The organism is Nonomuraea rhodomycinica (genome assembly GCF_013363995.1).
Classification (GTDB): domain Bacteria; phylum Actinomycetota; class Actinomycetes; order Streptosporangiales; family Streptosporangiaceae; genus Nonomuraea; species Nonomuraea rhodomycinica.
Map to the genome: position 1 here is coordinate 168,301 of NZ_JABWGO010000014.1, position 17,694 is coordinate 185,994.

The following is a 17,694-nucleotide window of genomic DNA, read 5'->3' on the forward strand; positions in this document are numbered from 1 at the left end:
GATGCGAGAGGGTTCAGCGGAAGGCGTCCGCGTGGGCCCGCGCCCACTGCGCGAAGGTCCGGGGCTCGCGGCCGGTGACCTCGCGGACGGTCGGGCGGACGATCGACTCGTCGAGCGAGCCGTTCACGTAGAAGTCGAAGAACGCGTCGACGTACTCGACCGGCATGGTGGCGAGCAGGTCGGTGCGCGCCTCCTCGTTCGTCAGACCCACGAACCGCAGCTCGCGGCCGAGGACCTCGGCCAGCACGGCGACCTGGTCGGCGGGCGGCATCGCGACCGGACCGGTCGGCCACAGGATCTCGCCCCGGTACTCCTCCGACAGCAGCGCGCGGGCGGCGACGGCACCGAGGTCGTACGGGTCGAGGCACGCCGTGCGGACGTCCGGGAACGGGACCCGCACCCGATCGCCGGCCCGCAGCTGCGGCAGCCAGCGCAAGGCGTTGGACATGAACGCGCTCGGCCGCAGGAACGTCCACGGCAGCCCGGACTCGCGCACGGCGGACTCGGAGGCGGCCATGTAACGGGTCACCGCGTTGGTCAGGTCGCCGCTCCCGGCCGAGCCGCCGGACAGCAGCACGACCTGCTCCACTCCCGCACGCCTGGCCTCGGCCAGCAGGCCCGGCATGTCCGCGTACCCGGCGAGCAGGAACACCGCGCGGACCCCGCCCAGCGCCCCGGTCATGCTCTCCGGCCGGTTGAGGTCGCCCGTCGCCGCCTCGACGCCGTCCGGCAGCGATGCGGCGCCCGGCTCGCGCACCAGCGCCCGGACGGGTTCACCGGCCGCGGCCAGGGCCCGGACCACTTCGGAGCCGACGTTGCCCGTCGCACCCGTCACCAAGATCATCTCATTGTCCTTCACAGAGCCGGTCACCACGGCAGGGGACGGCCGTCGCGGAAGAAGCCGCCGGTCGGGCCGTCGTCGGGCAGGGTGGCGGCCCAGACGACGCCGGCCGCGCCCTCGGAGACGGGACGGCCGGCGGGGCCTCCCATGTCCGTCGCGACCCAGCCCGGGCAGATCGCGTTCACGAGGACGCCGTCACCGCGCAGCTCCGCCGCCAGCATGCGGGTCAGGGCGTTGAGGGCCACCTTGGTGACGTTGTACGCCGGGGTGCCGCCGCCCATGTTGGTCAGCGAGGCCGCCTCGCTGGACACGTTGACGATCCGCGGGTGCGCGCTCTCGCGCAGCAGCGGCAGCAGCTCCTGGGTCAGCCGCCAGGGGCCGTACAGGTTGGTCTCGGCGGCCTCGCGAACGACGTCCAGGTCGGCGGACGCCGCGCCCTGCCAGGTGTCGTAGGTGATCGCGGCGTTGTTGACCAGGACGTCCAGCCGTCCGTACCGCTCGGCGACGGCGGCCGCCGCCTCCGCGACGTCCTGCTCGGAGGTGACGTCGAGCCGCAGCGGGACGACGTCACCCCCGAGCTCCCCGGCGGCGGCCTCGGCCGCCTCCGGCGATCGGGCGGTGAGCAGGACGGTGTGGCCGAGCGCCGCCAGCTGGTGGCAGACCTCCCGGCCGATCCCCCGGTTGCCGCCGGTCACGAGGGCGATCATCGGTCTCCCGCCGCCAGGGACATCAGGTTCCGGTTGCCGTCGGCCCAGGTGGCCGTCATCACCACAGCGCCGATCCGCCACGCGCCGGCCGACCGGACCAGGTCGAAGCGGTAGGTGCCGCCCAGGGTCCACAGCGGCGGGCCGAACGGATCGGCGAGGCGGTGCGTGGCCTGGAACGACGCCGTGCAGGTCGCGGTGTCGCCGTCGACGGTCACCAGGTGGTTGGTGATCAGGTGCTGCGTGGCGTCGAACGCGCCCAGCAGGCCCGACCACGCCTCGACGATCTGCGCCGGCGTCAGCACGGCCGGCTCGCCACCGTTCAGGCTGGTGTAGTCCAGGGTCACCGAGTCCGCGAAGACCTCGGCCAGGCGGTCCCACTCGCGCTGGTCGGCGTGCCATGCCATGCGGGTGCAGGTCTCGATGATCGCCAGGCGATCCTCCGTGGTGCTCATGGGGCCATCGTGGCGGCGACCTTCTCCGTACGTCCAATATCTGCTGTAATAGCCAGCGGCTATGGATGCTCATCTGCGTGACATGAGGTACTTCGTGACCGTGGCGGAGGAGCTCAGCTTCACCCGCGCGGCCGAGCGCCTGTTCATCTCCCAGCCGACGCTCAGCAAGCAGATCCGCCAGCTCGAAGAGCTGATGCGGGTGAGGCTGTTCGACCGCGACCGGCGCACGGTGCGGCTCACCAAGCCGGGCGAGGCGCTGCTGCCGGCCGCCCGCGAGCTGCTCCAGCAGTGGGACGAGGCCCAGCGGGCCGTCGGCGACGCCGCGGCCGCCGAGGCCTCGCGGCTGACCGTGGGCATGTCGACCAGTGTCGGCCGCGGGCTCCTGGCGACGCTGCGGGAGCGGTTCACCGAACGCCGTCCGGACTGCGACCTGCGGCTGCGCCAGGTCAACTGGACCGACCCCACGGCGGGTCTGGCCGAGGGCGAGGTGGACGTGGCGTTCGTCTGGCTGCCGTTCCCCGGTCAGGACGCGCTCCACGTCCGGGTCGTGGCCCGGGAGCCGCGCTGGGTCGCGTTCCGGGAGGACCACTGGCTGGCCGGACGGGACGAGGTCGGCTTCGCCGAGCTCCTGGACGAGAACTTCCTGGCGCTCCCCGAGAGCGCCGGCCCGCTCCGCGACCACTGGCTCGCGACCGACGAGCGCGGCGGGCGGCCACCGGTGGTCTGCACGACCGTGACGAACGCCGAGGAGACCTTCGCGGCGCTGGAGAGCGGCGGCAGCATCGTGCTGCTCGCCGAGGGCAACGCCGAGATCTACCGGCGGCCAGGGATCATGACCATTCCGGTCACGGGGCTGTCGCCGAGCGTGCTCGCGCTCGCGTGGCGGCCCGGCGATCACCGCAGCATCATCCGCGACCTGGTCGAGGCCCTGTCGCCGGAACCGCGGCGCCGCCGGGCGTGACCCCCGGACCCTCCTGACGCCCTCCTGGATTCACGGCGGACGCTCCCCCTCTTTGAAGCTTTCAGCGGCAATGGGAGGAGTTTGCGCGCCAAGTCTCCACCGAAAGTTCAACGATACCGTTGAAGCCATGGACATCAAGGACACGGCCCGGCCGTTCGACGGCGCGGGAGTCTCGGCCTTCCTGCGCTCGCTCCCCGCCAAGCCCCAGCTGCTCGGCCTGGGCGAAGCCCGGCACTTCGTGGACGAACTGGGCGAGCTGCGCAACGAGCTCTTCCGGCATCTGGTCGAGCACGAGGGTTACCGGTCGATCGCCGTCGAGAGCGACTGCCTCATGGGCCTCGTGGTGGACGACCACGTCACCACGGGCGCGGGCACGCTCGACGACGTCATGGAACGCGGCTTCAGCCATGGTTTCGGCGCCTTTCCGGCCAACCGCGAGCTCGTCCGCTGGATGCGGGCGTACAACGAGGAGCACGACGAGAAGCTCAGGTTCTTCGGCTTCGACGGCCCGCTGGAGTACTGGGCGGCGAGCCCGCGCCAGGCGCTCACCGGCCTCCACGCCCTGCTCGACGGCCCGCTCGCCTCCGCCGTGGTGACCGGGGAAGCCCTCGACACGCTGCTCGGCCCGGACGAGCGGTGGTCGGACGAGGCCACGGCGATGGATCCGTCCCAGTCGATCGGCCGGTCCGCCGAAGCGCGGCGGCTGCGGCTGATCGCCGACGACCTGGTGGCGCTGCTCGAGACGCAGGCGCCGCAGCTCGGCGCGCAGGACAGGGAGCTGGCGGCACTGTACGGGCGCACCGCCGTGGGCCTGCTCCGCTACCACTACTGGATGGCCGACGCGTCCCCGGCGCGATGGGGCCGGCTGTCGGCCCTGCGGGACGCGATGATGGCGGCCAACCTGCGTGCCGTCGCCGGGCACGGCCCGGCCCTGGTCTTCGCCAGCAACCTCCACCTGCAGCGGAACAAGACGTTGATGGCGTTCGGCGACCAGCGGCTGGAGTGGTGGAGCGCGGGGGCGATCGCCGCGACGCACCTGGGCGACCGGTACGCCTTCCTGGCCTCGGCCTTCGGCACCGCGGGCGAGGACACCCCGTCCCCGGACACCGTCGAGGGCGTCCTGGCCACGCTCCCCTGGGAGCGGTCTCTCGTCGACGCCCGCCGCCTGGCCGAGGCTGTCGGGAAGCCCGCCCCCCGCGTCTCCCAGGATTTCGCCTATTTCCCGCTGGACCCGGCGCAGCTCGACCTGATCGACGGCGTCGTCTTCCTCAAGCAGGCCGTCCGGCTGGGGAAGCTGGGCTGACGGACGGCCACACGTCCAGGTGACCGGGAGGCGCTTCAGGTAGATAGTTGACACGACATGTATGTCGTGTAATCTAATTGCCATGAGACACGAGATGGTCAACACGGCGAGCCGGATCAAGCAGGTGTCGGTGGTGAGCACCGGGACGGTGTCGATCCATCCGGAGCACGTGGCCGCCACGCGCAAGCCGCTGTACTGGTGGCTGTTCACCTCGCGCCGGTGGACGCCTCCCCTGCCGATCAACGTCTACGTCATCGAGCACGAGCGCGGGCTGGTGCTGTTCGACGCCGGGCAGGATCGGGCGTCGGTGACCGACCCCGGCTACTTCCCCGGCGGCGTCACGGGCGTGATGTACGACCGGCTGGCCCGCTTCGACATCGGCCCCGCCGACACCCTCACCGCCCAGCTCGCCGCCGCCGGCTACGACATCGCGGACGTGCACACGGTGGTGATCTCCCACCTGCACCAGGACCACATCGGAGGACTGCGGGAGCTGACCGGCGCCGAGATCGTGGTCAGCGACAGGGAGTGGCGGACGCTCGACGGGGCCCTGCCGGAGCTGCGCGGGCTCCTGCGGGCCCACATCGACCTGCCCGGACTGCGCTGGCGGCGGATCGAGTTCGAGGCCGTCCGGGATCCCGGGCTCACGCCCTTCACGACCGGCCACGACCTGTTCGGCGACGGCAGCCTGGTGCTGCTGCCCACCCCCGGCCACACTCCCGGATCGCTGTCGCTCCTGGTCCGTGAGCCCGGACACCCGCCGCTGCTCATGGTCGGCGACCTGACCTACGACGCCCACCTCCTGCAGGAGGGCCACACCCCAGGAGTGGGGGAACGGCGGCAACTGGAGGACACCACCAGGGCGATCAACGCCTTGCGGGAGAGGAACCCGGGCCTGGTGATCCTGCCGGCCCACGATCCGGGAGCGGCCGCCCGGCTGGCGCCCGTGACCGCGGCTCTCACCGGGACACGACAGGCGGACGCGCATGCGCAGCGCTGAAGAACTCCGCTATCTGATCCTGGCCGCGCAACGGGAGGGCAACCGGCTGCTCGGCCAGGCGCTCAAGCCGCTCGGGGTCACCTCCTCACAGGCCGAGGTTCTCCGCATCCTCGCCGATCGCCAGCCCCTGACCCTCACCGGGCTCGGCGAGCTGCTGGTCTGCGAGAGCGGCAACAGTCCCAGCCGCCTGGTCGACCGGCTCGCCACGGCCGGCCTCATCGAACGTCAGGTGTCGGCACACGACCGCCGTCACATCGAGCTGTCCCTCACGAACGAGGGCATGCGCCTGGCCCGGCAGATCACCGAGATCGAGGACGACCTCTATCGGTCCATCGACGCCGCAGCCGAGGGGCGCGACCTCGATCAGGTCACCGGTTTCCTCCGGGCGTTCGTCGCCGGCCTACCCGCCGGCCAGGCCCTGGCTCGCCGAATCGCCCTCGAGAAGGAGCAGCGCCCGTGAACACCCAGGAAGCGACCCGGTTCGTGGACGCACCGCCGTCCCGTGTCCGTCGCGCGCTGCTCACCCCGAGGGCGCTCCCCGACTGGAATCCCGCCTTCCACACCGTGGAGGGGCCCGCCCATGCCGCCACCGGCGTCGAGTACCCGATGACCGTGCGCGGTGGCCTCAGCGGGCACTGGCGGTACACCGCCATCGACGACCGGAGCATCCATACCGCATGGCAGGTCCCCGGGTTCCGGGAGACCGGCGTGTGGCGGCTGGAGCCGCACGGGAGCGGGACCGTGGTGACGCACGCGTTCGGCCACCACGGTCCCCTCGCGCTGGTCCTGAGCAAGGCGTATCGGGGTGTCGGCGAGCTGCGCCTCGACCGCCTCGCCCGGCGCGTCACCCGTCCGGCCCCGTGAGTCGTCACCGCTCCCCCGCCGTCCAGACCGCCTGCCCGGCGCCGGCGGTCGGCGGGTGTGCGGTCAGCAGTCGTGGAGCCCGTCGAACCTGCCGGGCCAGCCCCAGCTCCAGTACTTCGTCGTCCCCCTGCCGTAGGTCCAGCAGGAGAGGTCGGTCTCGTGCGCGAGGACGACCTTGGCCCGCACGGAATAGCGGCAGTTGTTCGTGACCCACAGCTTGTCGGTGTAGCCCGAGCTGTCGAGGCGCGTCGTCACGCAGCTGGGGACCGCCGCCGCGCCGAAGGTGTTCGCGGTGGCGAGCGCCGACCGCGTGCTGTCGGCGCCTGCCTGACCGGCGGTGACGCCGATCAGGAGCGCCGCGGCGGACAGAGCGGTTCCGATTCTGCGGGTGGACTGGAACACAGGAACTCCCCTTCCGAAAATGGGACATCATCCTCATGTCGGGCTATGGCTGGATTGGCTCAGAAATGAGCGGAAATACAGACGCTTTTCCGGAGAACCGGACTCCGAGAATGGCACCCGGATTCTTCAGAAAACGCCACCGCCTTGGCCTCACCGCCGTTATCCGCACCGACTCACCGAGTCTGACACGAGTCGAGGCCCGAGGTGGAAAACTTTCCATCTGAATGCAAACGCACAGGTAGAAGGCGCGGCGGCCTCGGGATTTCCGTCAACACATGCGTCGCCATTTGTCCGCCGATTTCCTTACTCGCCCCCCGGAGGTCTTTGGGTCTAGCTCCCGAGCGCGTGCTCGTAGGAAGGCAGGACGAGAGCGGTGTTCGCGGCGCGCCCCTCGGCGCCGGACGGGAGCGCGGTCCGGCCGCGCAGCATCGCGTTGCGCGCGTCGAGGCGCTGCCGGGTGCGCGGGGCCACCACGCCGCCGCCCTCCGTGGCGAGGGCCTGGTTCCGCTCCACGAAGTCGCGGACCGTCCTCTCGTACGCCGCGAAGGCCGTGACGTGATCCTCGTGGGTGGCCAGCTCGCCGGCCAGGACGTACGCCCCCACCAGCGACACGCTCGACCCCTGCCCCGACATGAACGACGTCGCGTAGGCGGCGTCACCGACCAGGGCGACGCGGCCGGCGGACCAGGCGGGCATGCGGATCTGGCTGACGACGTCGAAGAACAGGTCGTCGGCCGTCCGCATCGCCGCCACCATCCGGGGGACCTCCCACACCGTGTCGGGGAACGTCGAAGCCACGAGGTCGCGCTGCGCCTGCGGGGTGCGGAAGGCCGTGAAGGGCGGCTCGTCCCGGGCGAAGGTCAGGAAGCCGTGCATCGGCTCGCCGGGTTCGTGCGCGTAGAGGGCGGCGGCCCGGCCGGGAACGTTCCACAGCACTCCCTCGCGCGCCAGGCCGAGGTGGTTGGGCATGGTGAAGCCGGCGAAGCAGAAGCCGAGGTAGCGGTGGTAGCGCTCCTCGGGGCCGAAGGCCAGCGCGCGGGTGTGGGAGTGCAGCCCGTCGGCGCCGACCACCAGGTCGAACGCGCGCCGCGCGCCGCTGTCGAAGGTGACCTCCACGTGGCCGCCGCGGTCGTCGAGGGTGGCGATGGAGTCGCCGAACAGGAACTCCACCTTGTCGCGCACCAGGTCGTGGAGGCAGTCGGCCAGGTCGCCCCTGCGTACTTCGAGATCGAGGCCCTCGGCGCCGCCGGTGAAGGTCTCGGGCCGCAGGCCGGCGAGGACGGCGCCGTCGGGGTCGAGGAAGGTGATCCGGCGGGTGTCCACGTGCAGCCGCCGCAGGCGCGGGAGCAGGCCCATGCGTTCGACGACGTCGCGGGCGGTGCCGCGGATGTCGATGGCGTACCCTCCCCCGCGCAGGTGGGCGGCCTTCTCCACGACGGTGACCTCGAAGCCGTGGCGGTCCAGCCAGTACGCGAGCGACGGGCCGGCGATGCTGGCCCCGGAGACGAGAATCCTGCGCTTCATGGGGGTCCTTCCCGGTCGGACCTACCGCAGCAATAGATGCATGCTTTAGGTATCCTTATTGCGGATGTGGTGCGGCCAAGGAGCACCGCCACGCACTCCACGATATAGATACATGTTTTACGTATGCAACTGGAGCCGCGATGAGCGCTGGACCCGAGACCCCCCCGGGCGGGGACGACGACGAGGTGCTGGCCGTGATGCCCCACCTCGCGCAGCTCAGCAACGCCATCAGCCGCGGCCGCCTGACCGAGCACGCCATGCGGAGCGCCGGGATCGACGTGGACCGGCCGGCCTTCTCCGTCCTGGTCTCGATCCACCTGACCGGCAAGCCGCTGCGGATCAGCGAGATCGCGGAGAAGATGCAGCTCGTCCAGCCGCACGTCACGCGGCAGGTCCAGCAGCTGGAGCGCCGCGGCCTGGTGCGCCGCATCGGCGACCCGAACGACCGCCGCGTCAGCTACATCGAGCCGACCGACAAGGGCGGGGCGGCCGCCGACCGCTACGCGCGCACGCTCATCGGCTGGTTCACCGGTGCCATCGACCACTGGTCCGCGCAGGACCGCGCGGACCTCGGCCGCCTGCTGGCCCGCTTCGCCGACGACGTCACGGCCCACCTGGCCACCCTCGAGGACACCTGAGCCGCGACCTCGCCGGCGCGCGGCGCGGCGGCCGGTCACGGCCGCCTGACCGACCGGCCGCACGGCAGCACAGCCGGCGAGGAGCTCAGCTCTTCAGCGACGCGACGACCGCCATGGTCGTGTACGGCATCGTGAAGCCGCCTCCCACCGCGTCGACGGCGGCCCCGACGGCTTCCAGCACCTCGGCCAGCTGGTCCGGCGCGAGCCGGGTGAGCCCGCCCGTGGTGGGCAGCAGGTCGAGCCATTCGTCGCGGGTGTAGTGCTGCTCCCAGTCGAAACGCCACTGCTCCGGCTCGCCGAACGCGCCGACCTGCCGGATTCCCTCGCCGAACGTGTCGAACATCCGCTGGTAGATCTCCTGGGCCGGCCTCGCCGGCCCACCGCCGAACGGCGAGTCGGGCACCACGCGCCGCATCGCGGCGGTGAACGCCTCCGCGATGGGGGCCGGAGCGTCGTACGCGTGGGCGAACACCGCCAGCACCCCGCCCGGCCGCAGCACCTGAGCCGCCTTGGCGCCGCCCACGACGGGGTCGACCCAGTGCCAGGACTGCCCGGCGACGACCGCGTCGAACGTACGCCCGGCGGCGTCCCACTCCTCGAACGTGGCGACCTCGACCTCGACCCCGGTGCCGCGGGCGAACTCGGCCATCCGCGCATCCGGCTCGACTCCCAGCACCGTGCAGCCGGCCGCCAGGAACTGCCGGGCTTCGATGCCGGTGCCGCAGCCGACGTCGACGACGTCGGGGCCGGGGCTGGCGGCCACGATCCGCCGCACCAGGTCATCGGGGTAGCCGAGCCGGGCCCGGTCGTAGCGCTCGGGGTCGATCCCGAACGACTCGGCCATCTGCCTGGCCTTGTGGGGCGGGTTCACGGGCGGCTGGGGTTGCTCCTGCGACATAGTGGGCATGCGCCCACCATAGTGGGCACGCGCCCACTTGGCAATCGCGACGCCCCGTCGAGACGCGCGGCGCCGAGGGACATCTCGCGCCGGTACCGTCGAGTGATGATCACGAACCGTCCCACCGCACGCGTCATCCTCGCCGACCCCCGAGATCGCGTGCTGCTGTTCCGCTTCGTCCCCCCTGACCCCTGGCCCCGCGAGCCCGCCTGGCATGTGCCCGGCGGCGGGATCGAGGCTGGCGAATCGCCGGTGGAGGCGGCCGTCCGGGAGGTTCGCGAAGAGACCGGTCTCCTCCTCGATCCCCGGGACTGTGGCGAGCCGGTGGCCGTGAACGCGGGTGAGTGGTCCGCCGGAGGAAGGCGCTACCACACCGTGCACACGTACTTCTTCGCCCGGGTCGCCGGGACGGAGATCTCCGGCACCGGGGACGACGGGCTCGGGCACCGATGGTGGACCCTGGCCGAGCTCGCCGCGACCACGGAGCGCGTCTTCCCTCCCCGGCTGGCCGTACTGCTGAAAGACCTGTTCCAAGGAGTACGGCACGAGCGCCCCGTCACTCTCGACTGGTGAGGGACCCGACCACGCGTCACGGACGGACCGGGTGGTCCCAGTCGATGTGGTGGTGGTACATCCAGCTCATCTTCTCCATCTCCCGAGGGTCGTCGGCCTTGCGGAGGATGAACGGGAGGGCCAGGTCGCGGAGCACGCGCCCGACGAGGCCCTGCTTCTTGGTGTTGTTCATGCCGGAGCCCCACGCGACGATCCGCTCGACGCGCTCCCGGCGCAGTGACTCGTAGCGGGCCAGCGCGGCGGGCACGGTGGGCAGGTCGCGCAGGCACCGGATCAGGATGACCGCGTCCTCCGCGGCCAGGGACGCCCCCTGCCCCGAGGACGGGGAGACCGCGTGGGCGGCGTCGCCGATCACCACCATGGAGCCGTTGTGCCAGGTGGGGACGGTCGGCAGGTCGTACTGGTTGGTCAGCCCGATGTCGCCGGCGGTGTCGCGGACGATCCGCGCGGCCGGGCTGTCGTCGACGGCCAGCAGGTCGACCAGGCGCGCCTTGAGGTCGGCGGCGGCCAGCCGGCGCAGGTCCGCGCGGGACGGCTCCCGGCCGGCGGGCGGGTTGGCGAACCACCAGAGCTCGCCGTCGGGGGCGACGGTGTAGCCGAAGAAGCACTTCCGGCCCCAGATCATCACGTAGTCGCCGGGCTCGGCGTCGACGTTCGCCGTACGGGTGAAGCCGCCGGTGTTGCCGAGGCCGGTGTAGCGGGGGCCGGGGTTGGCCGGGTCGATGGCGGCCCGGGCGGCCGAGTGGACGCCGTCCGCGCCGATCAGCACGTCGCCTTCGGCGCTGGTGCCGTCGGCGAAGTGGGCCCGGACCCCGCCGCCGGGCACGTTCTCGGCGCCGACCAGGCGCTTGCCGTGCCGGACGGGGATGCCGCTGTCGGCGACCAGCTTGTACAGGCCGCGGTAGAGGTCGGCGCGGCGGATGGTGTGGGTGGCGGAGCCGTCGTCCAGCGTCGGGCCCAGCGGGACCGAGCCCAGGTGCTTGCCGCTGCCGCTGCGGAACTGGATGCGGCCGCCGCGGAACCCCGCCTCCGGCAGGATGTGGTGGGCGTCCACCGCACGCAGCGCGTCCACACCGTTGACGGCGACGGTCAGGTAGACGCCGTGGTGCAGGCCCGCGCTCTCGTCGTACGCCTCGAACAGCCGGGCCTCGAGGCCGGCCTTCCGCGCCGCCAGGGCGGCGACGGTCCCCGCGACACCGCCGCCGATGATCAGAACCCGCATGGTGGACCTCCGTCAGTTATTTCGTTCGGCCGTACGAAACATAAACGGACACGACGGGGCGGTCAAGTGTTTTGTTCGGCCGAACAAAGTAGGTAGGCTGGCGGCATGGCAGACCGGGACGAGTTGCTGGGACGGCTGTTCACGGCAGGACGCGAGCTGAGCAACGCGGCGGTGATGTTCCACACCGCCCTGGCCGCCCACCAGGGCCTCACCGCCACCGAGGAGAAGGCCCTCGATCTGCTGGACCGCCTCGGTCCGCTGACCGCGCGGCAGCTGGGCGAGCACTCGGGGCTGGCTCCGGCGTCGGTGACCGGGCTGATCGACCGCCTGGAGCGCAAGGGGTTCGCCCGCCGCGTGCGCAACCCCGAGGACAAGCGCAGCGTGCTGGTGGAGGCCGTCCCCGACCGCCTCGCCGCGCTGGCTCCGCTGTTCGACGACTACGTGGCGTCGCTGACGGAGCTGGTCGCCCGCTACGACGATCGGGAGCTGGCGGCGATCGTCGACTTCCTCGGCGAGGCCGCCGCCCGCCAGCGGCAGTCGACCCACCGCCTGCTGGACGGTCAGTCCGGAGCGGCCACGCCGCCCCGGACTCCGTGATCCCGGAAGGGAGTGCTACGGCCGGACGGGCTTGACGGAGCTGGTCTTGTTGTCGAACCCGTTGTTCGTCAGGTCGCTGTCGGACGACCGCGGCCGCGCCGCGTAGCCGGAGGCGCCGGAGCAGTTCGCGCTGTCGTAGAACTGCACCCTCGCGCCCGACGGGTTCCGCATGGAGCTCGCCTTGTTGTTCAGGCTGAGAGAGCGCACGCACACGTTGTAGGAGCCGAAGACGAACTCCTCCTCGGCGCCGTTGTAGTCGTCGTGCTCGTACAGGCAGAAGTCGCTGGCGCAGGAGCTGGCGAGCCGCCGCCCGGCGTCGGCCTGGGCGGCGGAACCGAGCCCTATCAGGCTGGTCAGGGCCAGCGCCACGACACCGGCCCTGCGCATGGTCTGTCGCTTCATGTGCACCTCGTCCTCTGAAGATCGCGATCGGCGCAAGATCCTATCCGTCGGTGTCCGGCTTCGGCACGGAATCGCCCGAGGCGCCGGTCAGCCGCGGGCGAGCACGGCGCGGGCGGCCGCGAGCTGCCCGTCCTTGGCCGCCCGCAGCGCCCGGAACTCGGCCGGGTGGGCGTTGACGGCGTCGTCCTGGAGGCGCTTCTCCGCGGCGGACCAGACGGGGACGAGGCCGGTCCGCTCCTTGCAGCGCACGTCCGCCCGCGCGACGCTGATCTCCTCCGGGGAGGCCGGGCCGTCGTTCATCCACCGCCGGTCGGTGACGGCGGCGAGCGGATCGGCGTACTGCCGGCCCTGCTCCCGCATGCACGCGCTCCAGGCCCCGAAGACCTGGACGACCCGCGGATCCCGCCGGGAGCGCGCGAAGGTCTCCGAGATGAGCTTGTTGAACAGGGCCTCGTCGACCCGGGGAGTGCCCTGCTCCAGGTGCGAGCGCGCCTGCTCCAGGCAGCCGTCCTCCTCGTCGTGGGCGGCCCGTCGCTCCTGCGCCGACAGGCGCCGCGCGCGGCTGTCCCGCGCGGCGGCGCGGCGCGCCACGGTAGGGCGGTCCGGCGGGGGGTGATAGCCGAAGAGGCGCGCGATCTCCGGTTCGACGACACCGTAGCGGCGGCGGTTGGGCGGCTCCAGGTCCTCCATCGCGCTCCGCGGCAGCACCTCCCACGCCATGCCCCGCCGCCGCATGCAGTCGCGGACGAGGAGCTCCTCGGCGGCCTCCAGGACGCTGATGTCCGCGGTGGAGAAGTTGTACCGGTCGAAGGGGACCGACAGTGCGCGCACCTCCACTCCCGGCGGCGGCACCGTGACCCCCGGCCTCGGCGCCGCCGCCGTCGGGGTCGCCGCCATCGGGGTCGCCGCCGTCGAACAGGCGGCTGTCGCCGCGGTCAGGAGGGCCCCGACCGCCGCCCGCAGCCGAAGCCTCATGCGGACCTCGCTCCCCTGGCACCGGAATCGCTGAAGATCATAGTCGTCGGCATGCGGGGTGCAGCCGCCGTGCAAGCGGCACCTGCTCGACTACCGCATCGGAACGTCCGTCAGCGTGAGGAAGCAGGATGGCATCGATCGTCTTCGGGACACTGGCCGTCATCGCCCTGATCGTGGGCGTGGTGCTGTTCCTCGTGCTGAGGCGGAAGCCGCACACCCGGGCCGGGGCGTACGTCAGCGCGTCGTTCGTCCTCCTGGCCGCGGGGATGCTCGCCATGGGCGCCATCTCGTTCGCGAGCCTGGAAGCGACCTCGCTGCGGACCTTCACGCCGAAGGAGCGCGCCGCGGCGGCGCCGTGCGACGCGGCGGTCCTGGGGGCCGAGCAGACGTCCAACAAGCTCAACGGACGCTACATCTGGCTGTTGCGGCTCCGCGTGACCCCGAAGGCCGGCAGCCCGTACGAGATCGAACGCACGGCCCGCCTCACCTCCTCCCTGGGGGAACGCCTGGAGCGGGGCGACGCCGTGCTCGCCTGCCTGGTGGCCCGGGACGATCGCACCCGGATCGAGATCCCGGCCCTGGCCTGAGCCCGAGGGGCCCAGGCCGCCGGATCACGTGGAGGCCGCCGGCCTTCCGTGAGGGTCGCGGGCCGCCGCGCTACACGTGGGCGAGCAGGACGGCGGGGTTCTCCACGCAGTCGGCCACGAAGCGCAGGAAGCCGCCGGCCGCGCCGCCGTCGCAGACCCGGTGGTCGAACGTGAAGGACAGCTGGGTGACCTTGCGCGGCACGACCGCGCCGTCCGCCACCCAGGGGCGGTCGATGATGCGGCCGACGCCGAGGAGCGCCGCCTCCGGATGGTTGATGATCGGGGTGGATCCGTCCACGCCGAAGACGCCGTAGTTGTTGAGCGTGAACGTGCCGCCGGTCAGCGCCGCCGGAGGCAGCGTGCCCTCGCGGGCCAGGCCGGTGAGCCTCCTCAGCTCGGCGGCGAGCTGTGCGGTCGTCATCAGGTGCGCGTCGCGGACCACCGGCACGACCAGGCCGCGCTCGGTCTGGGCGGCGAAGCCGAGGTTGACGTGACCGTGCCGGACGATCTCGGCGCGGGCGGTGTCGACCGAGGAGTTCAGCTCGGGGAAGCGGCGCAGTCCGGCCACGCAGATGCGGGCCAGCAGCGCGAGCAGCCCGATGCCGAGGTCCGGGCGGTCCCGCCGGAGCGCGTCCTTGACCGCGAGCAGGCCGGTGGCGTCGGCGTCCACCCACGTGGTGGCGTCGGGGATCTCGGTGCGGCTGCGGGTCAGCTTGTCGGCCACGGCCCGCCGCAGCCCGCGCAGGGGGATGCGCTCGGACCGAAGCTCGGCGCTTGCGGGCGCGCCCGGCGTCGTCCCGGCCGTTCCCGGCGCCGTCCCGGCCGTTCCCGGCGCCGTGCCGTTCCCCGCCGACGCCGGCAGCGGGCCCGTCGGGGCGGTGCCGCGATCAGCGGTGGCGCGATCGGCAGCGGCGGGGGTGCCGATGTCGGCGGTGGCGTGGTCGGTGAGGGCGTGGGCGGCGATGGCGCGTTCGACGTCGCGGCGGAGGATCACGCCGCGGGGTCCGGTGGGGTTGACGGCGGCGAGGTCCAGTCCGTGCTCCTGGGCGATCCTGCGCACGAGCGGGGAGATCACCCGAGGCGCGTGCGGCCCCTCGGGCGTCCGGCCGGCGGGCCCGGGCGCGGGTACAGGCGCGGGCGTGGGCGCGGGCCGGGAGTCGCGCCCGCCGGGCGTCCGGGCGGCGGGCGCGGGGGCCGGGCGGGTGCCGCCGCGACGGCGGCGGCCGGAGCGGGCGTGCCCCGTGCCGTAACCGATGAGGACGTTTCCGGATCCGGCCCGCTCCTCTTCCCGGTAGCGGGCCGCGGCCGGGTCCTCCGGTTCGGCCACGCCGTCCGCCGGGCCGACCTCGATGAGCGGCTCCCCCACCGACAGGACGGTCCCCGCCGGAGCGCGCAGGCTCAGCACCGTCCCCGCGTACGGGACGGGCACCTCCACCGCCGCCTTGGCGGTCTCGACCTCCACCACGATCTGGTCGATCTCGACGGTGTCCCCGACGGCGACCTTCCAGTCGACGATCTCGGCCTCCGTCAGCCCCTCGCCCAGGTCGGGCAGGCGGAACACGTTCCGCGTCATGACGCCTCCCCGGCCAGGTGCAGCAGATCGGGCTCGTCGTCGAACTGGAGCCGGTCCACGGCGTCCAGCACGCGGTCGGCGTCCGGCAGGTGCGAGTGCTCGAGGATCGGCGGCGGGTACGGGATGTCGAACCCGGTGACCCGCAGCACCGGCGCCGCCAGCGAGTGGAAGCACCGCTCCTGGACGCGGGCCGCGATCTCCGCGCCCACCCCGGCGAACCCCTGGGCCTCCTGGATCACCACGCAGCGCCCGGTCTTGCGCACAGAGGCCACGACGGTCGCGTCGTCGAACGGGACGATCGTCCGCAGGTCCACCACCTCCAGGTCGCGGCCGTCCCGGGCCGCGGCCTCGGCGGCCTCCAGCGCCACCGGGACGGTCGGCCCGTAGGCGACCAGCGTCGCGTCGCGGCCCTCGCGCAGCACCGCCGCCCGCCCGAACCCCGCCGCGCGCCGGTCGCCGGCCGACGTCTCGCCCTTGGACCAGTACAGGCGCTTGGGCTCCATGAAGACGACCGGGTCGGGGTCGGCGATGGCGTCGCGCAGCAGCCAGTACGCGTCGTCGGCCGTCGCGGGGGTCACGACCTTCAGGCCGGGCGTGTGCGCGTAGTAGGCCTCGCTGGAGTCGCAGTGGTGCTCGACGCCGCCGATGCCGCCCGCGTACGGGATCCTGATCACCATCGGCAGCGACAGCCGCCCGCGCGTGCGGTTGCGCAGCTTGGCCACGTGCGAGGCGATCTGCTCGAAGGCGGGGTAGGCGAACGCGTCGAACTGCATCTCGATCACCGGCCGGAAGCCCCCCATGGCCAGGCCCACGGCCAGTCCCACGATCCCGGCCTCGGCCAGCGGCGTGTCGAAGCACCGCTGCTCGCCGAACTCCTTGGTCAGCCCGTCGGTGACGCGGAAGACGCCGCCCAGCGGGCCCACGTCCTCGCCGAAGACGAGGACCCGGTCGTCCTCGCGCAGCGCGTCCCGGAGCGCGGCGTTCAGCGCCTGCGCCATGCTCAGCGTGGTCATCTCAGTCCTCCAGCTCGGACGCCAGCAGGGCCCGCTGCTCGCGCAACTGGGGCGTGGCCTCGGCGAAGACGTGCTCGAACAGCTCGAACGGGTCGGCCTCCGGGTCGGCGTTCAGGTCCTGACGCACCTGGGCGGCGAACTTCTCGGCGGCCTCGTGCGCCGCGTCCACGGCGTCCGCGGTGAGGACGCCGCGCTCACGCAGGTAGGTCTCCAGGCGGGCCAGCGGGTCGGCCGCCTCCCACCGCTCGACCTCCTGCCTGTCCCGGTAGCGGGTGGCGTCGTCGGCGTTGGTGTGCGGGTCCATGCGGTACGTGTGCGCCTCCACCAGGAAGGGCCCGCCGCCCGTGCGCGCGTGCTCCACGGCCGCGTCGAGCACGGACAGCACCGCGACGAGGTCGTTGCCGTCCACCTGCTCGGAGCGGATGCCGTACCCGATGCCCTTGTACGCGAGCGCGGGCGCGGCGCTCTGCTTGGCCAGCGGCACGGAGATCGCGTACTTGTTGTTCTGCACGAAGAACACGACGGGCGCGCCCAGGACCGCGGCGTAGTTCAGCGCCTCGTGGAAGTCGCCCTCGCTGGTGCCGCCGTCGCCGATGAAGGCCATGACGACGCCGTCCTCGCCCTTGCGGCGCAGGGCGTCGGCCATGCCCACGGCGTGGATGGTCTGGGTGGCCAGCGGGGTGCACTGGGGCGCCACCCGGGTGGCGACGGGGTCGTAGCCGCAGTGCCAGCCGCCGCGCAGCAGGGTCAGCACCTCGACGGGGTCGAGGCCGCGCGAGACCAGCGCCACCGAGTCCCGGTAGGTCGGGAACAGCCAGTCGTCCTCACGCAGCGCGAGCACCCCGGCGATCTGGCAGGCCTCCTGCCCGCGGCTGGACGGGTAGACCGCCAGGCGTCCCTGCTTGGTCAGCGCGGTCGCCTGGCGGTCGAAGCGGCGGCCCACGACCATCCGGCGGAAGCCCTCCAGCAGCCGCTCCTCCGCCGGCACCTGGTAGCCGGTGGGCGGCTGGACGGCCGTGCCGTCCTCGGCGACGAAGCGCACCGGCACGGGTGAGGGCAGAAGGACGTCGACGGACATGCGACCCTCGCTTTCTCTGGACGTTTGTCAGGGAAAGCGTCCGCGGATGGGGCCAGGCGTTCAAGACATCAGGCATGATGAGCG

General features: G+C 72.5%; 21 protein-coding genes. 9 read left to right on the forward strand and 12 right to left on the reverse strand.

Features of this window, described 5'->3' with window-relative positions; genetic code table 11:
* Nucleotides 1-13 precede the first annotated feature (13 nt).
* From HT134_RS39415 to HT134_RS39425, 3 genes are read right to left on the reverse strand one after another with little or no spacing between them, the layout of a single operon-like run.
* Entirely contained in the window at nt 14-844 is an 831-nt protein-coding gene (locus HT134_RS39415; protein WP_175605585.1) for an NAD(P)H-binding protein, read from the reverse strand.
* A gap of 23 nt (nt 845-867) precedes the next feature.
* Nucleotides 868-1,548: an SDR family NAD(P)-dependent oxidoreductase gene (locus tag HT134_RS39420; RefSeq protein ID WP_175605586.1), complete on the reverse strand. Its 681-nt coding sequence runs from the start codon at nt 1,546-1,548 to the stop codon at nt 868-870.
* Nucleotides 1,545-2,000 carry a nuclear transport factor 2 family protein gene (locus HT134_RS39425; RefSeq protein WP_175605587.1) on the reverse strand — a complete coding sequence of 152 codons (456 nt, stop codon included), beginning with the start codon at nt 1,998-2,000 and terminating at the stop codon, nt 1,545-1,547. The genes HT134_RS39420 and HT134_RS39425 overlap by 4 nt, the downstream gene beginning before the upstream one ends.
* Before the next feature lie 82 nt (nt 2,001-2,082).
* On the opposite strand from HT134_RS39425, the gene HT134_RS39430 reads away from it, so the two are divergent.
* The 5 genes from HT134_RS39430 (at nt 2,083) to HT134_RS39450 (ending at nt 6,128) form a co-directional block, all read left to right on the forward strand.
* Entirely contained in the window at nt 2,083-2,961 is an 879-nt protein-coding gene (locus HT134_RS39430; RefSeq protein WP_217708890.1) for a LysR family transcriptional regulator, read from the forward strand.
* 127 nt (nt 2,962-3,088) lie between these two features.
* Entirely contained in the window at nt 3,089-4,264 is a 1,176-nt protein-coding gene (locus HT134_RS39435) for an erythromycin esterase family protein (protein WP_175605589.1), read from the forward strand.
* Between the two features lie 82 nt (nt 4,265-4,346).
* A complete protein-coding gene (locus HT134_RS39440; protein WP_217708891.1) occupies nt 4,347-5,264 on the forward strand; it encodes an N-acyl homoserine lactonase family protein in 918 nt (305 codons plus the stop codon).
* Nucleotides 5,251-5,724: a MarR family winged helix-turn-helix transcriptional regulator gene (locus tag HT134_RS39445; RefSeq protein ID WP_175605590.1), complete on the forward strand. Its 474-nt coding sequence runs from the start codon at nt 5,251-5,253 to the stop codon at nt 5,722-5,724. Before HT134_RS39440 ends, HT134_RS39445 begins: the two co-directional genes overlap by 14 nt.
* Entirely contained in the window at nt 5,721-6,128 is a 408-nt protein-coding gene (locus HT134_RS39450; RefSeq protein ID WP_175605591.1) for an SRPBCC family protein, read from the forward strand. The genes HT134_RS39445 and HT134_RS39450 overlap by 4 nt, the downstream gene beginning before the upstream one ends.
* Before the next feature lie 63 nt (nt 6,129-6,191).
* Here the strand turns inward: HT134_RS39450 and HT134_RS39455 are convergent, their stop codons facing one another.
* Both HT134_RS39455 and HT134_RS39460 read right to left on the reverse strand, forming a co-directional pair.
* Complete coding sequence (locus HT134_RS39455) at nt 6,192-6,530, reverse strand: alpha-amylase inhibitor (protein WP_175605592.1); 339 nt, start codon at nt 6,528-6,530, stop codon at nt 6,192-6,194.
* Nucleotides 6,531-6,860: 330 nt separating this feature from the next.
* On the reverse strand, nt 6,861-8,054 hold the full coding sequence (locus HT134_RS39460) for a Rossmann-fold NAD(P)-binding domain-containing protein (RefSeq protein WP_175605593.1): 1,194 nt from the start codon (nt 8,052-8,054) through the stop codon (nt 6,861-6,863).
* Between the two features lie 140 nt (nt 8,055-8,194).
* Between HT134_RS39460 and HT134_RS39465 the strand changes: the two genes are divergently transcribed.
* On the forward strand, nt 8,195-8,692 hold the full coding sequence (locus HT134_RS39465) for a MarR family winged helix-turn-helix transcriptional regulator (protein WP_175605594.1): 498 nt from the start codon (nt 8,195-8,197) through the stop codon (nt 8,690-8,692).
* A gap of 85 nt (nt 8,693-8,777) precedes the next feature.
* On the opposite strand, the gene HT134_RS39470 is transcribed toward HT134_RS39465, so the two are convergent.
* Nucleotides 8,778-9,599, reverse strand: a complete 822-nt coding sequence (locus HT134_RS39470; RefSeq protein WP_175605595.1) for a class I SAM-dependent methyltransferase — start codon at nt 9,597-9,599, stop codon at nt 8,778-8,780.
* Nucleotides 9,600-9,695: 96 nt separating this feature from the next.
* Here HT134_RS39470 and HT134_RS39475 point away from each other — a divergent pair, with 96 nt between their 5' ends.
* A complete protein-coding gene (locus tag HT134_RS39475) occupies nt 9,696-10,163 on the forward strand; it encodes an NUDIX hydrolase (RefSeq protein WP_175605596.1) in 468 nt (155 codons plus the stop codon).
* 16 nt (nt 10,164-10,179) lie between these two features.
* On the opposite strand, the gene HT134_RS39480 is transcribed toward HT134_RS39475, so the two are convergent.
* Nucleotides 10,180-11,385 carry an FAD-dependent monooxygenase gene (locus HT134_RS39480; RefSeq protein ID WP_175605597.1) on the reverse strand — a complete coding sequence of 402 codons (1,206 nt, stop codon included), beginning with the start codon at nt 11,383-11,385 and terminating at the stop codon, nt 10,180-10,182.
* 105 nt (nt 11,386-11,490) lie between these two features.
* Between HT134_RS39480 and HT134_RS39485 the strand changes: the two genes are divergently transcribed.
* Nucleotides 11,491-11,982: a MarR family winged helix-turn-helix transcriptional regulator gene (locus HT134_RS39485; protein WP_175605598.1), complete on the forward strand. Its 492-nt coding sequence runs from the start codon at nt 11,491-11,493 to the stop codon at nt 11,980-11,982.
* A 15-nt stretch (nt 11,983-11,997) separates the two neighbouring features.
* Here the strand turns inward: HT134_RS39485 and HT134_RS39490 are convergent, their stop codons facing one another.
* Together HT134_RS39490 and HT134_RS39495 are read right to left on the reverse strand one after the other, a co-directional pair.
* Nucleotides 11,998-12,384, reverse strand: a complete 387-nt coding sequence (locus tag HT134_RS39490; protein WP_175605599.1) for a peptidase inhibitor family I36 protein — start codon at nt 12,382-12,384, stop codon at nt 11,998-12,000.
* 87 nt (nt 12,385-12,471) lie between these two features.
* Nucleotides 12,472-13,359, reverse strand: a complete 888-nt coding sequence (locus HT134_RS39495) for a hypothetical protein (protein WP_175605600.1) — start codon at nt 13,357-13,359, stop codon at nt 12,472-12,474.
* Between the two features lie 128 nt (nt 13,360-13,487).
* Here HT134_RS39495 and HT134_RS39500 point away from each other — a divergent pair, with 128 nt between their 5' ends.
* Nucleotides 13,488-13,946 carry a hypothetical protein gene (locus HT134_RS39500; protein ID WP_175605601.1) on the forward strand — a complete coding sequence of 153 codons (459 nt, stop codon included), beginning with the start codon at nt 13,488-13,490 and terminating at the stop codon, nt 13,944-13,946.
* 70 nt (nt 13,947-14,016) lie between these two features.
* Here HT134_RS39500 and HT134_RS39505 read toward each other — a convergent pair whose 3' ends face one another.
* Genes HT134_RS39505 through pdhA form a run of 3 tightly spaced genes read right to left on the reverse strand, consistent with a single transcriptional unit; the run spans nt 14,017 to nt 17,610 of the window.
* Nucleotides 14,017-15,519, reverse strand: a complete 1,503-nt coding sequence (locus HT134_RS39505; RefSeq protein ID WP_175605602.1) for a dihydrolipoamide acetyltransferase family protein — start codon at nt 15,517-15,519, stop codon at nt 14,017-14,019.
* Entirely contained in the window at nt 15,516-16,532 is a 1,017-nt protein-coding gene (locus HT134_RS39510) for an alpha-ketoacid dehydrogenase subunit beta (protein WP_175605603.1), read from the reverse strand. The genes HT134_RS39505 and HT134_RS39510 overlap by 4 nt, the downstream gene beginning before the upstream one ends.
* 1 nt (nt 16,533) lies before the next feature.
* The gene (gene pdhA, locus HT134_RS39515) at nt 16,534-17,610 is read right to left on the reverse strand and encodes a pyruvate dehydrogenase (acetyl-transferring) E1 component subunit alpha (protein ID WP_175605604.1); all 1,077 of its coding nucleotides are present in this window, start codon (nt 17,608-17,610) and stop codon (nt 16,534-16,536) included.
* Between the last annotated feature and the right edge of the window lie 84 nt (nt 17,611-17,694).

Coding starts and splice junctions, on each gene's coding strand:
- HT134_RS39480 (WP_175605597.1), bottom strand. CDS start 11,385: ATGCGGGTTCTGATCATCGGCGGCGGTGTCGCGGGGACCGTCGCCGCC.
- HT134_RS39420 (WP_175605586.1), bottom strand. CDS start 1,548: ATGATCGCCCTCGTGACCGGCGGCAACCGGGGGATCGGCCGGGAGGTC.
- HT134_RS39475 (WP_175605596.1), top strand. CDS start 9,696: ATGATCACGAACCGTCCCACCGCACGCGTCATCCTCGCCGACCCCCGA.
- HT134_RS39505 (WP_175605602.1), bottom strand. CDS start 15,519: ATGACGCGGAACGTGTTCCGCCTGCCCGACCTGGGCGAGGGGCTGACG.
- pdhA (WP_175605604.1), bottom strand. CDS start 17,610: ATGTCCGTCGACGTCCTTCTGCCCTCACCCGTGCCGGTGCGCTTCGTC.
- HT134_RS39500 (WP_175605601.1), top strand. CDS start 13,488: ATGGCATCGATCGTCTTCGGGACACTGGCCGTCATCGCCCTGATCGTG.
- HT134_RS39430 (WP_217708890.1), top strand. CDS start 2,083: ATGAGGTACTTCGTGACCGTGGCGGAGGAGCTCAGCTTCACCCGCGCG.
- HT134_RS39465 (WP_175605594.1), top strand. CDS start 8,195: ATGAGCGCTGGACCCGAGACCCCCCCGGGCGGGGACGACGACGAGGTG.
- HT134_RS39425 (WP_175605587.1), bottom strand. CDS start 2,000: ATGAGCACCACGGAGGATCGCCTGGCGATCATCGAGACCTGCACCCGC.
- HT134_RS39445 (WP_175605590.1), top strand. CDS start 5,251: ATGCGCAGCGCTGAAGAACTCCGCTATCTGATCCTGGCCGCGCAACGG.
- HT134_RS39435 (WP_175605589.1), top strand. CDS start 3,089: ATGGACATCAAGGACACGGCCCGGCCGTTCGACGGCGCGGGAGTCTCG.
- HT134_RS39510 (WP_175605603.1), bottom strand. CDS start 16,532: ATGACCACGCTGAGCATGGCGCAGGCGCTGAACGCCGCGCTCCGGGAC.
- HT134_RS39495 (WP_175605600.1), bottom strand. CDS start 13,359: ATGAGGCTTCGGCTGCGGGCGGCGGTCGGGGCCCTCCTGACCGCGGCG.
- HT134_RS39485 (WP_175605598.1), top strand. CDS start 11,491: ATGGCAGACCGGGACGAGTTGCTGGGACGGCTGTTCACGGCAGGACGC.
- HT134_RS39440 (WP_217708891.1), top strand. CDS start 4,347: ATGAGACACGAGATGGTCAACACGGCGAGCCGGATCAAGCAGGTGTCG.
- HT134_RS39470 (WP_175605595.1), bottom strand. CDS start 9,599: ATGCCCACTATGTCGCAGGAGCAACCCCAGCCGCCCGTGAACCCGCCC.
- HT134_RS39460 (WP_175605593.1), bottom strand. CDS start 8,054: ATGAAGCGCAGGATTCTCGTCTCCGGGGCCAGCATCGCCGGCCCGTCG.
- HT134_RS39490 (WP_175605599.1), bottom strand. CDS start 12,384: ATGAAGCGACAGACCATGCGCAGGGCCGGTGTCGTGGCGCTGGCCCTG.
- HT134_RS39415 (WP_175605585.1), bottom strand. CDS start 844: ATGATCTTGGTGACGGGTGCGACGGGCAACGTCGGCTCCGAAGTGGTC.